Source organism: Stenotrophomonas sp. KH_029 (assembly GCF_057839765.1).
Genome location: NZ_CM174498.1, coordinates 2,471,495 through 2,482,664, shown reverse-complemented (window position 1 = coordinate 2,482,664; position 11,170 = coordinate 2,471,495). Strand labels below are relative to the sequence as shown.

Here is an 11,170-nt window from a genome sequence, read left to right as displayed (position 1 = left end):
CGGGTGGGGTGGTGCGGCGCTGTTGGCGCGGCCGTGGGATGGCGCGGAACGGGTCATGGCGCGTGTCCGTGGGTGGCCGGGGGAGTGCTGGACGAGATGCCGCGCAGGCCGGATGGACAGCGGCGCACGGTGGTTGCGCCGGCGTGGCCGCCGTCATTGGGGGCGGCGGTACCGGCCTGCAGCGGAAGGTGGGCAGGGGGGCGTCTGGCGCGTGCGGCATCGTGCGGATGCTGCGTCCGGTGCAGGGCCACGGTGCGACGATGGGCGATGGACGCGGCACACCTTGCCACCGCATCCATGCAGGTGATCGGGCCGAGCGTGCGGTGGGTCGGCAGGGAGCTGGGGGGCATCGAGTCTCCGTTCCATGGTGACGAAGCCCGAGTATAGGGGGGGAATGGGGGCGGATTTGTTCAAAATGCGCAAAATGCGACGAAAATTTGACGTTCAGGGCCGCGAGGGCGGTATTGCCCTGCACTGCAGCAATTTTTCTGTCGGTTGCGCACGCCATGCTGGGCTCACAACTTGTGATCGACATCAAATATTTTTATGGTGTGTAATGACGCCGAATTCACCTCTGGTGTAGGGTGGCGGCGTCAGGAAGCCGGCAGTAAGTCCGGTGGTGCGGTATCTGCGGCTGCATGCAACGACGGGGACCCCGGTATGTCGGGTGTTGTGGCCATATGCGTCAATACGCTGGTGTCGGGATCGTTGGCCGGGCTGCCGGCTGCACGTTGTGATATCCGTCGATACGGTTACTCCATTTAATAGTTCAAGGACGACATGATGCGAAATGCTTCGGTAGTTTCCCGGCGCTGTGGTAACCGCCCGCGCCTTGCTTCGCCTGCCGCATTGTTGTTGCTGCTGCCGATGGCGCTTGCCGCATTCGGTGCGCAGGCGCAGGCCGCGCCCGAAACGATGCCGGAGGTTGCGGCGGTTGAAGGGCAGATACAGCCGGCAGTTGCGCCGGTTGCCGAACAGGACGTGCCGCCGGCCGCCGATGCGCCGCCTGCGGTGGCCGCGGCCGATGCCGTCGTGGCTATGCCGGCCGCCGACGTAGCTGGCCCGGCCGTGCAGGATGCTGCCGTACCGACGGTGGTTGAGCCGGCGGTTGCTGCTGCGCCGGCCGTCGAACCGTCCGTCGATGTGCCGCCGGCGAGTGCGCCAATGCAGCCCGCGCCGATGGCGGCCGCACCGGCGGCTGAGCTGCAGGTGGCCGAGCCGGCGCCGGTTGCCGAGGTTGCCGCCGCCGAGGCGCCGCCAACCCAAGCCGCTGCCGAAACTGCTGCCGCCGATGTATCGCCGTCGGCATCGGTGGCCGCCGGGCAGCCTGCCGCCGCCGAGCCGACGGTGGTGGCGGCGGCCGCGCCGGTCGATGCCGCGCCGGTGGTGGCTGAACCGTCCGCTGTGGCGCCGCCGCCGGCTGCTGCGGTAGCCGAGGTGGTCGCGCCGGCCGTCGTACCGGCGCTGGCAGCCCCTGCCGCCGCTGCGCCGCAGGTCGCGGCTACAGCCGAGGTGCCGGCCGTTGCGCCAGCCGCCGCAGCACCGGCAGCACCTGCTGCTGCCGCGCCGCAGGTGGTGGTGGCGGCGGAAGTGCCGGCCATTGTGCCGGACGCTGCCGCGCTCCCGGCGCGCCCGCCAGCGCCCAAGGCCCCGGCGTTCGTCAATGACAACAACGCGATCGAGCGCCAGTTGGGCGCGCGTTGCCCGAACGATCTGGCCGCGCGCATGGCCAACCAGGGCGAGCTGTTGATCGGTGCCTGCCAGGGCACCATGCCGGCGCATCTGGCGGCGTTGCTGGTGGCCATTCCCGAGCAGCAGATCCACCTGCCGCGCGCCTGGCGCGAGCGCCAGGTGGCGCAGCGGGCCTGGTTCAAAGCGGTGCCGGGGCAGGGCCAGCGCCCGGACTTCCTGGCGGTGCAGGGCGGTATCTGGGTGCGCTCGTTCGAGGGCGCCGATGCGGCGACCACGGTCTACCTGGTCTCGGCGCCGTTCGACTGCGCCGATGGCCGCATGCAGGAGATCGGTGCGGCCGAACCGCAGCGGCTGCCGGCCGGCAGCTGCCGCCAGGCCTTCGTGCAGGAGCGGGTCTACCGGGTCAGTGCCGGTGCGGCGCCGGTGGACATCACCGCCGAGGCGATGCCGGCGCGGCCGGTGTTGAGCGAGGCCGAGAAGAAGCGGTATGAAGCGCGCGGCGGGCGCGTGGTGCTGGACCACAGCAAGCTGCAGTTCGGGCCGGCGATGCGCTGGCATGTGCACTTCGATGGCGCCGGCGAAATCAGCGAAGCACGGGGCTATGGCGATTGGGGCCGGGTGCACCTGGGCTTCGTGGCCTGGGATGGGCAGCGTTTCGTCCAGCGCGACACCCTGCCGCGCAGCCAGTGGCCGTGCGACCCGGTGGCGCCGGGCGACCGCCAGTGCGGTGGTTTTGCCGATGCCGGCCGCGATCCGTTCGTGGTCGCCGATGCGCCGGTGCAGAGCCAGGGCGCAACGCCCTGATCCAGCGCGGAGGGCACCTGCCCGGGATGGGCCCGCGCCGGCGCAACGGCGCAACGCCGGGCCAGCATCGCCTGATGCTGGTCCAGCTGTCAGCAGGTGAGTGATGCGCCGGCATCCACGTCCGGTCGGGGGTCTGGACGTGGATGCCGGTCACCGTTGTGGTCAGGCGCCCGCTGGCACCTGCGCGAAGCGCGGGCGCAGCTGGCCGTCCACCTCGACCTGCGCACGGAACATCGCATACGGGCGTACCCACAGCCCTGCGTCGTTGTCCAGCGGGCGGTACAGCACCAGCGGTTCCAGCGTCTCGCTGTGGCGGACCACGCCGATCACCTCGTAGTTGCCGCCCTTGAAATGGCGGTAGTGGCCGTGCGGCAGGGTGGGCAAGGGGGCAAGGTCGGACATGGCGGGGCTAGCGGTGGGGATGATGCGCAAAGTATCGCACCGCAGTGCAGGCCTGCCGCTGCCCCACCATCCCTGCGTGGAAGATTGCTGCGGCCAGGTCCGTACCGCCATCCCGTCCTTGTTGCCCCGGATACGATCACGCGCATCGGGGGATGCTTCAGCGGCGGGCAGGACCGTGCTCGCCGTGGCGAGCGTGGGGTGCCATCGGCTGCCTTTGTCGGGCCCCTGCCGCCACTGCGTTAAACTGCGGCCCTTGCCGGGGGCGCCTTCCGCCCGCGGCGGTCCGTTGGAGTGCCGATGCCGTCTTCCCGCAAACCCCCGTCCGCGCTGATCGATGCCCAGGTGCATGTCGAGGGCTTCGTGCAGGTGCGCGAGGCGCGCCGCTCGGAGCTGGTGGAAGACTACGTGGAACTGATCGCCGACCTGATCGCCGATGGCCGCGAGGCCCGTCAGGTGGATATCGCCACCCGGCTGGGGGTGGCGCAGCCGACCGTGGCCAAGGCGCTCAAGCGCCTGGTCAAGGAGGGCTGGGCGGTGCAGCGGCCCTATCGCGGCGTGTTCCTGACCCCGGCCGGCGAACAGCTGGCGGTGGAGATGCGCGCCCGCCACCAGACCGTAGAGCGTTTCCTGCTGGCGCTGGGGGTGGATGCCGATTCGGCGCGCCGCGATGCCGAAGGCATCGAGCACCATGTCAGCCAGGCCACCCTGGCCGCGTTCGAGGCATTCGTGCGCAAGGCCGGCGGCCATGGTTGAGCGCCTGCCCGCGCCGCCGCCGCTGGGCGTGCCGGTGCACGACCAGGACGAGCACTGGATGCGCCAGGCGCTGGCGCTGGCCGCGCGCGCCGAGCGCGAGTTCAACGAAATACCGGTGGGCGCGGTGCTGGTGGGGGCCGATGGCGCGGTGCTGGGCGAGGGCTGGAACCTCAACATCGCCGACCACGATCCCAGCGCGCATGCCGAGATCGTGGCGATGCGCCAGGCCGGGCGGGCGCTGGCCAACCACCGGTTGGTGGGCAGCACGCTGTATGTGACCCTGGAGCCGTGCGCGATGTGCGCCATGGCGATCGTGCATGCCCGCGTGGCGCGGCTGGTGTATGCGGCCAGCGACCCCAAGACCGGCGCCTGCGGCAGTGTGTTCGACCTGCTGGGCGATGCCCGCCACAACCACCGGGTGGAGATCCACGGCGGGGTGTTGGCCAAGGAGGCCAGTACGCGGCTGAGCAACTATTTCCGCGCCAAGCGCGGCAAGCCGCCGCTGCTGCTGGAATAGCCGCCGGCGCGACGGGGCGATGACGCGATGGCGGTATCATGGCGGCCATTCCATACACCGGCCGGCGCTGCGGCGACGGCCCTTGCACAAGGCGTAGACATGGCCGACAACGGCGCGGAAGGCGAACGACTGATCTGGATCGACCTGGAAATGACCGGTCTGGATACCGACAACGATGCCATCATCGAGATCGCCACGGTGGTCACCGATGCGCAGTTGAACGTGCTGGCCGAAGGCCCCGAGATCGCCATCGGCCATCCGCTGGCGCGGCTGGAGGCGATGGACGAGTGGAACCGCAACCAGCACCGTCGTTCCGGGCTGTGGCAGCGGGTGGTGGAGAGCACGGTGACGACCGGCCAGGCCGAGGCGCAGACGGTGGCCTTCCTGGCGCAGTGGATCAAGGCCGGCGCCTCGCCGATGTGCGGCAATTCGATCTGCCAGGACCGGCGCTTCCTGCACCGCGAGATGCCGCGGCTGGAGAAGTACTTCCACTACCGCAACCTGGACGTATCCACGGTCAAGGAACTGGCCAAGCGCTGGGCCCCGGCCGTGGCCGCCGGGGTGGGCAAGACCGCCAGCCATACCGCGCTGAGCGATGTGCACGATTCGATCGCCGAGCTGCGCCATTACCGCCGGTTCATGGGTGCGCTGTCGGGCCTGCCGGCCTGATACGGGGCTGCCGGGGCGCCGCCCACGGTGGCGGCCTGCCGGGAAGGCAGGGTGCCGGGCGAAGCCGCACGCACATGGTGTTCAAGCAACCGGGGCTATGATCGGTCGATGAACGCCATCTCCCGCAGCACGCCCCCTCCGCTGGACACCGAACTGCTGCCCGCCTCGCCGGACTGGGCCGACCTGCAGCGCGCCGTGGCGCTGCTGGAGGCGCCGACGTTGACCGCCAAGATGGCCAACCTGATCGGCTCGCCGCTGGAGTTTGCGGTGAAGAAGCTGCCGCAGTCGGTCTCCCGACGGATCCACGGCGCGGTCGAAGCGGCGTTGTTCAAATCGGCCCAGGCCGCGTTGTGGAGCATGGACAACACGCCGGGCAAGGCCGCCTCCACGCGCTGGCACAAGCTGGCCGCGGCCACCTCCGGCGCGGTCGGCGGGGCGTTCGGGTTCACCGCGCTGTTCATCGAGCTGCCGCTGTCGACCACGATCATGATGCGCGCGGTGGCCGATGTGGCGCGCAGCGAGGGCTTCGACCTGAGCCAGATGGCCACCCGCCATGCCTGCCTGGAAGTGTTCGCGCTGGGCGGCAATTCCGGGCAGGACGATGCCAGCGAGACCGGCTACTACATCACCCGCGGTTTCACCGCCGAGGTGATGCGCCACCTGTCGGCCGAGCTGGCCGGGCGCGCGGCCGGCGGCGGCGGGGTGATGATCGGGTTGACCCCGAAGGAGGCCGGCAAGTGGCTGGCCAAGATCGTGGAGAAGGTGGCCGCGCGCTTTGGCGTGGTGGTTACCGAGAAGTTCGCCGCGCAGGCGGTGCCGATCATCGGCGCGGTTACCGGGGCCACGCTCAATACGATGTTCACCGACTACTACCAGGACATGGCGCGCGGGCATTTCATCGTACGCCGGCTGGAGCGCCGCTACGGCTATGAAACGGTGCGTGCCGCCTACCAGAAGCTGGCCGGCGAGGGCCGCTGAGGCAGGGGCCGGGCGCCATCGTTGCGCCCACGGCACAACTGTTTTGCCTGGCGGCCCCTGTTGGACGTGGCCAGGCGTCTCCATCCTTGCCGGTGTCCCCGCTGCTGCGGGCTTCCCGTTGAAGGATGGTCATGCTTTTCTCCCCCTACCGCATGGGCGCGCTGACGCTGCCCAACCGTATCGTGATGCCGCCGATGACCCGCTCGCGCGCGGCCGATGGCAATGTGGTCACGCCGCTGATGGCCCGGTACTACGCCCAGCGCGCCTCGGCCGGCCTGATCGTCAGCGAAGGCACCCAGATCAGCCAGCAGGGCCAGGGCTATGCCTGGACACCGGGCATCCACGATGCGGCGCAGGTGGCCGGCTGGCGTGGGGTGACCGATGCGGTGCATGCCGCCGGCGGCCGCATCGTGGCCCAGCTGTGGCACGTAGGCCGGGTGTCGCATACCGCGCTGCAGCCCGGTGGCGGCGCGCCGGTGTCGTCCTCGGCGCTGCAGGCGCAGGGCGTCAAGGTATTCGTCGACCCGCAGGGCCGGGGCCCGCTGGGCGGGGTGGGCGAGATGGTGCAGCACTCGTTGCCGCGAGCGCTGGCGATCGAGGAAATCCCCGGCATCGTGCGCGATTACGCGCAGGCCGCGCGCAATGCGCTGGATGCCGGCTTCGATGGGATCGAGCTGCATGGCGCCAATGGCTACCTGATCAACCAGTTCATCGATTCGCAGGCCAACCAGCGCACCGATGGCTACGGTGGTTCGCTGCAGAACCGGCTGCGTTTCCTGCGTGAAGTCGTGGAAGCGGTGGCGGCCGAGATCGGTGCCGACCGGGTGGGGGTGCGACTGGCGCCGCTGACCACGCTGCAGGGCGCGGTGGATGACACCCCGCAGGCGACCTACCTGGCCGCAGCGCACCTGCTGGACGGACTGGGCGTGGGCTACCTGCACATCGCCGAGGCCGACTGGGAAGACGCACCGGTGATGCCGGTGGCGTTCAAGGAGGCCTTGCGCATGCTCTACCGCGGTACCTTGATCTACGCTGGCAAGTACACCGTGGAGCGCGCCGAGGAGGCCCTGGCCAAGGGCTGGGCCGACCTGATCGCCTTCGGCCGGCCGTTCATCGCCAACCCGGACCTGCCGCAGCGGTTGCGCCAGGGGATGGCCTTGAATGCGCCGGACAAGGCGACGTTCTTCGGTGGCGGGGCCGAGGGGTTCACCGATTATCCGGTGGCCGAGGCTGCTGCCCAAACCACCGACGCCTGAGCGGTAGTGCCACGCCCTGCGTGGCAGCCAAAAAACAACACCCCGCCTGTGCGGGGTGTTGTTCTTCATTTCACTGCCGAAAGGATCAGCCCTTCGCTTTGAGCTTGGCCAGGCGCAGCCAGGTATCGACCACGGTGTCCGGGTTCAGCGACACCGATTCGATGCCTTCCTGCATCAGCCATTCGGCCAGATCCGGATGGTCGGACGGGCCCTGGCCGCAGATGCCCACGTACTTGCCCTTGGCGCGCGCGGACTTGATCGCCATCGACAGCAGCTTCTTCACCGCCGGGTTCCGCTCGTCGAACAGGTGCGCCACGATCGACGAATCGCGGTCCAGGCCCAGGGTGAGCTGGGTCAGGTCGTTGGAGCCGATCGAGAAGCCGTCGAAGATCTCCAGGAACTCATCGGCGAGCAGTGCGTTGGACGGCACTTCGCACATCATGATGATCTTCAGGCCGTTTTCGCCCTGCTTGAGGCCATTCTGCTCGAGCACCTCGACGACCTTGCGGCCTTCTTCCAGGGTGCGCACGAACGGAATCATCACCCACAGGTTGTCCAGGCCCATCTCGTTGCGCACGCGCAGCACGGCCTTGCATTCCAGTGCGAAGGCGGCCGAGAAGCTCGGGTCGACGTAGCGGCTGGCGCCGCGGAAGCCGATCATCGGGTTCTCTTCGTGCGGCTCGTAGTTGCTGCCGCCGATCAGGTTGGCGTACTCGTTGGACTTGAAGTCCGACAGGCGCACGATCACCGGGTGCGGGGCGACCGAGGCGGTCAGCGTGGCGATGCCTTCGGCCAGGCGGCCGACATAGAAGCTGACCGGATCGGCGTAACCGGCGATCTTCTCGTCGATCTTCTTCTTGGTGGCCGCGTCCTGGCGGTCGTATTCCAGCAGCGCGTTCGGGTGGATGCCGATGTGGCTGGCGATGATCATTTCCAGGCGGGCCAGGCCGATGCCGGCGTTGGGCAGCTGGCCGAAGTCGAAGGCACGCTCCGGGTTGGCCACGTTCATCATGATCTTCAGCGGCGCCGGCGGCATGTTGCCCAGGTCGGTGGTGGTGCGCTCGAACTCCAGGATGCCGTCGTAGATGAAGCCGGTGTCGCCCTCGGCGCAGCTGACGGTTACCTGCTGGCCGTCCTGGATGAGCTGGGTGGCGTTGCCCGAGCCGACCACGGCCGGCACGCCCAGCTCACGGGCGATGATCGCCGCGTGGCAGGTGCGGCCGCCGCGGTTGGTGACGATCGCCGAGGCGCGCTTCATCACCGGCTCCCAATCGGGGTCGGTCATGTCGGCGATCAGCACATCGCCGGGCTGCACGCGGGCCATGTCGTCCAGCGACTTGACCACCCGCGCGGTGCCCGCGCCGATCTTGGCGCCGACGGCGCGGCCTTCGGCCAGCACCTTGCCGTCCTTCTGGTTCAGCGCGAAACGTTCGATCTGGGTGGCATGGCCACGCGACTTCACCGTTTCCGGGCGCGCCTGGACGATGAACAGCTTGCCGCTGACCCCGTCCTTGGCCCACTCGATGTCCATCGGGCGGCCGTAATGCTCTTCGATGACCAGCGCCTGCTTGGACAGTTCCTGCACGTCCTCGTCGCTGATGGAGAACACGTTGCGCAGCTCGGCCGGGGTGTCTTCCACCCGCACGCGCTCGCCGGGCACGTCCGAATACACCATGCGCAGCGCCTTGCTGCCCAGCGAACGGCGCAGGATCGCCGGCTTGCCGGCACGCAGGGTGGGCTTGTAGACGTAGAACTCGTCGGGGTTGACCGCGCCCTGCACGACCATTTCGCCCAGGCCGACGCTGGAGGTGACAAACACCACATCGCGGAAGCCGGACTCGGTGTCCAGGGTGAACAGCACGCCGGAGGCGCCCACGCCCGAGCGCACCATCAGCTGCACGCCGGCCGACAGGAACACGTCCTCGTGCTTGAAGCCGTGGTGGACGCGGTAGGCGATGGCGCGGTCGTTGTACAACGAGGCGAACACTTCCTTGACCTTGTGCACGACATCGTCGGCACCGGTGACGTTGAGGAAGGTCTCCTGCTGGCCGGCGAAGGAGGCATCGGGCAGGTCCTCGGCGGTGGCCGAGGAGCGCACGGCCACGGCGATGTCGCCGCCACCGTTCTCCTCGCAGAGCCTGGCGTAGGCGGTGCGGATGTCCTGGTCCAGCTGCGGCTGCAGCGGGGCATCGATCACCCAGCCGCGGATTTCCTTGCCGGCCAGGGTCAGCGCGGCGACATCTTCCACGTCCAGCGTGGCCAGCTTGTCGAAGATGCGCTTGGACAGGTCGTTGTGCGCAATGAAGTCCTTGAAGGCCTCAGAAGTGGTTGCATAACCGCCGGGGACAGACACCCCCAGGCCGGCCAGGTTGCCGATCATTTCGCCAAGCGACGAATTCTTGCCGCCTACGCGGGCCAGATCGGCCAGGCGCAGTTCGTGCAACCACAGGATGTTCTCGTTCAAGCGCGATGCTCCGTTTGGCCATCGCCCGAGGCGGGCTGTATGGCCACGTCCGTAGGAAGAAGCCGATATGATGCCGGGCACACTGCCATCGGCACAAGCTTGTATCGACGGCCCTTTTAAGCTGCGTAGGGGGTAAAAGCCGTATGTCGACGATCCGTCCGGTGTTCTACGTGTCCGATGGAACCGGTATCACCGCTGAAACCATTGGGCATAGCCTGCTGACCCAGTTCTCCGGGTTCAGCTTCATTACCGACCGGATGTCGTTCATCGACGACCCGGAAAAGGCCCGCGAAGCCTGTGAACGGATCCGCGCGGCCGGGGAACGCTACCAGGTGCGCCCGATCGTGGTCAGTTCCTGCGTGGACAGCGGGCTGAGCGTGATCCTGGCCGAGAGCGGCGGGCTGATGCTGGACGTGTTTGCCCCCTTCATCGAGCCGCTGGAGCGCGAGCTGGAGGTCAACCGGCACTCCCGGGTGGGCCAGGCGCACGGCATGGTCGACTTCGAGACCTACCACCGGCGGATCAACGCGATGAACTTCGCGCTGACCCACGACGACGGCATTGCGATCAATTACGACGACGCCGACGTGATCCTGGTGGCGGTGTCGCGGGCCGGCAAGACCCCCACCTGCATCTACCTGGCCCTGCATTACGGGGTGCGCGCGGCCAACTACCCGCTGACCGACGAGGACCTGGAGCAGGACCGCCTGCCGCCCCGGCTGCGTCCCTACCGCAAGAAGCTGTTCGGGCTGACCATCGACCCGGACCGGCTGCAGCAGATCCGCCAGGAGCGCCGGCCGAATTCGCGCTACGCCAACCTGGAGACCTGCAAGCGTGAAGTGGCCGCGGCCGAGACCATGTTCCGGATGGAGCGCATTTCGACCCTGAGCACCACCCATACCTCCATCGAGGAGATTTCCAGCAAGGTGCTGACCACGCTGGGGCTGCAGCGCGAATTGTATTGAGGCCGCGCCACGACCAACGGTCGTGGCCTACCGGGGTAGGTATCGACCGTTGGTCGATACGGGCGATGCGCCGGCCCCTTTGGCCGGGGCCTGGCCGCCCCCACGTTGGAGGATCAACGTGTAGGATCGAACCATGTCCCCGGCCACGCCCCGCATCGAACGCATCCCCCGGCTCAGCCGCCTGAGCTGGCTGATGGGGCTGTACGCGGAAAACTACCAGCACCTGGTGCGCCTGTTCGCGCCGGCTGAACTGGTGCCCGGCAGCTATGTGTCCTCGATCGGCGATGGGCTGGATGTACGCCTGGACGTGCTGCACTGCCACCGCTACACGGTGGAGCTGCGCCTGACCTACGACTTCGCCGACCCGGTCACCGGGCAGCCGGACCCGTCGGCGTACGTGCGGCTGTACCGCGACGCGCGCCAGGCCGAGACCACCCACTGCTATGTGGGCCGGCGCTGGCAGGACGTGGTGGGCATGTACCCGCCGCCGGCCGAACTGATCAGCCACCGCATGCGGATGAACACCTTCCTGGGCAAATGGCTGGAATACCTGGCCGAGGGTGGCCATGGGGTGGCCACCCTGCGCCGCGACGGCGACGCGCTGCCGGCCCCGGCAGACAACCGCCGCACCAGCGTGGCCAACTGATCCGGAGCGGATCGGCGCAGCGCG

Annotated in this window: 10 protein-coding genes; 8 read left to right on the top strand and 2 right to left on the bottom strand. The window is 68.6% G+C overall.

All coding sequences use genetic code 11. The features are described from left to right. Positions 1–867: 867 nt before the first annotated feature. Positions 868–2,496, top strand: coding sequence for a hypothetical protein (locus AC3ITM_RS11250; protein WP_489265037.1), 1,629 nt, complete (start codon positions 868–870; stop codon positions 2,494–2,496). Between the two features lie 162 nt (positions 2,497–2,658). Here AC3ITM_RS11250 and AC3ITM_RS11245 read toward each other — a convergent pair whose 3' ends face one another. Next, positions 2,659–2,898, bottom strand: a complete 240-nt coding sequence (locus tag AC3ITM_RS11245; protein ID WP_489265035.1) for a DUF1653 domain-containing protein — start codon at positions 2,896–2,898, stop codon at positions 2,659–2,661. Positions 2,899–3,195: 297 nt separating this feature from the next. On the opposite strand from AC3ITM_RS11245, the gene mntR reads away from it, so the two are divergent. From mntR to AC3ITM_RS11220, 5 genes are all read left to right on the top strand, one after another. After that, positions 3,196–3,651, top strand: coding sequence for a manganese-binding transcriptional regulator MntR (mntR, locus tag AC3ITM_RS11240; protein WP_489265033.1), 456 nt, complete (start codon positions 3,196–3,198; stop codon positions 3,649–3,651). Further along, a complete protein-coding gene (tadA, locus tag AC3ITM_RS11235) occupies positions 3,644–4,168 on the top strand; it encodes a tRNA adenosine(34) deaminase TadA (protein ID WP_489265031.1) in 525 nt (174 codons plus the stop codon). Before mntR ends, tadA begins: the two co-directional genes overlap by 8 nt. 99 nt (positions 4,169–4,267) lie before the next feature. Continuing rightward, a complete protein-coding gene (gene orn, locus AC3ITM_RS11230; RefSeq protein ID WP_228886497.1) occupies positions 4,268–4,837 on the top strand; it encodes an oligoribonuclease in 570 nt (189 codons plus the stop codon). A 108-nt stretch (positions 4,838–4,945) separates the two neighbouring features. Then, the gene (locus AC3ITM_RS11225; protein WP_489265029.1) at positions 4,946–5,815 is read left to right on the top strand and encodes an EcsC family protein; all 870 of its coding nucleotides are present in this window, start codon (positions 4,946–4,948) and stop codon (positions 5,813–5,815) included. A 131-nt stretch (positions 5,816–5,946) separates the two neighbouring features. Then, positions 5,947–7,071, top strand: a complete 1,125-nt coding sequence (locus tag AC3ITM_RS11220; protein WP_489265027.1) for an alkene reductase — start codon at positions 5,947–5,949, stop codon at positions 7,069–7,071. 85 nt (positions 7,072–7,156) lie between these two features. On the opposite strand, the gene ppsA is transcribed toward AC3ITM_RS11220, so the two are convergent. Continuing rightward, entirely contained in the window at positions 7,157–9,535 is a 2,379-nt protein-coding gene (ppsA, locus tag AC3ITM_RS11215; protein ID WP_489265025.1) for a phosphoenolpyruvate synthase, read from the bottom strand. 143 nt (positions 9,536–9,678) lie between these two features. Between ppsA and ppsR the strand changes: the two genes are divergently transcribed. Together ppsR and AC3ITM_RS11205 are read left to right on the top strand one after the other, a co-directional pair. Next, on the top strand, positions 9,679–10,500 hold the full coding sequence (ppsR, locus tag AC3ITM_RS11210) for a posphoenolpyruvate synthetase regulatory kinase/phosphorylase PpsR (RefSeq protein ID WP_489265023.1): 822 nt from the start codon (positions 9,679–9,681) through the stop codon (positions 10,498–10,500). A 133-nt stretch (positions 10,501–10,633) separates the two neighbouring features. Beyond that, positions 10,634–11,146 (top strand): DUF1249 domain-containing protein, encoded by a 513-nt coding sequence (locus AC3ITM_RS11205; RefSeq protein ID WP_489265021.1) that lies wholly within the window; start codon positions 10,634–10,636, stop codon positions 11,144–11,146. Positions 11,147–11,170: the final 24 nt, after the last annotated feature.

What these genes read in the sequence shown, in the direction of transcription:
- AC3ITM_RS11250 (WP_489265037.1), top strand. Translation starts at nt 868, where the DNA reads ATGGCGCTTGCCGCATTCGGTGCGCAGGCGCAGGCCGCGCCCGAAACG.
- AC3ITM_RS11245 (WP_489265035.1), bottom strand. Translation starts at nt 2,898, where the DNA reads ATGTCCGACCTTGCCCCCTTGCCCACCCTGCCGCACGGCCACTACCGC.
- mntR (WP_489265033.1), top strand. Translation starts at nt 3,196, where the DNA reads ATGCCGTCTTCCCGCAAACCCCCGTCCGCGCTGATCGATGCCCAGGTG.
- tadA (WP_489265031.1), top strand. Translation starts at nt 3,644, where the DNA reads ATGGTTGAGCGCCTGCCCGCGCCGCCGCCGCTGGGCGTGCCGGTGCAC.
- orn (WP_228886497.1), top strand. Translation starts at nt 4,268, where the DNA reads ATGGCCGACAACGGCGCGGAAGGCGAACGACTGATCTGGATCGACCTG.
- AC3ITM_RS11225 (WP_489265029.1), top strand. Translation starts at nt 4,946, where the DNA reads ATGAACGCCATCTCCCGCAGCACGCCCCCTCCGCTGGACACCGAACTG.
- AC3ITM_RS11220 (WP_489265027.1), top strand. Translation starts at nt 5,947, where the DNA reads ATGCTTTTCTCCCCCTACCGCATGGGCGCGCTGACGCTGCCCAACCGT.
- ppsR (WP_489265023.1), top strand. Translation starts at nt 9,679, where the DNA reads ATGTCGACGATCCGTCCGGTGTTCTACGTGTCCGATGGAACCGGTATC.
- AC3ITM_RS11205 (WP_489265021.1), top strand. Translation starts at nt 10,634, where the DNA reads ATGTCCCCGGCCACGCCCCGCATCGAACGCATCCCCCGGCTCAGCCGC.